The organism is Gemmiger formicilis, from assembly GCF_016901605.1.
GTDB lineage: Bacteria > Bacillota > Clostridia > Oscillospirales > Ruminococcaceae > Gemmiger > Gemmiger formicilis_B.
The window spans coordinates 1-398 of record NZ_JACJKP010000487.1 but is presented as its reverse complement, the minus strand read 5'-3'; the positions used below and the strand labels follow the sequence as shown (position 1 = coordinate 398).

The window sequence follows — 398 nt, the reverse complement described above, 5'->3', positions numbered from 1 at the left end:
TTTCAGCAGGGACTTCCACGGGTAATGGCGATAGACCGGCTCCATCCGTTTCAGCAGCCACAGTTCGATGCCCGTCACATACGTTCGCTGCAGAGGGGCCGAATCAATGGCCACAAAGCCCTTCAGCTTCCGGGGAAACAATTCCGCATAGGCCTGCCCTACATAGCCGCCCATGGACTGCCCCACGATCACCGGCTGGCACAGAGCTTCCTGGCAGAGAATCTCATCCAGCCATCTTGCCTTGTCCATCAGGGTGAAGGTCAGACGGAACGGCCAGGAAGCGCCATGGCCGGGGGCGTCCCATACCAGCAGATTGTATTTCCCTTCGAAACAGGCAATCTGTTTGTCAAACAGCCGATGGTCAGCGGTCAGCCCTGGCAGAAAAACCAGGGTGATGG

General features: G+C 57.8%; 1 protein-coding gene. It reads right to left on the bottom strand.

What is annotated here, in order from left to right:
- Positions 1-398: alpha/beta fold hydrolase (locus H6B10_RS19070; RefSeq protein WP_204652372.1), on the bottom strand; the 398-nt coding region annotated here is incomplete at both ends.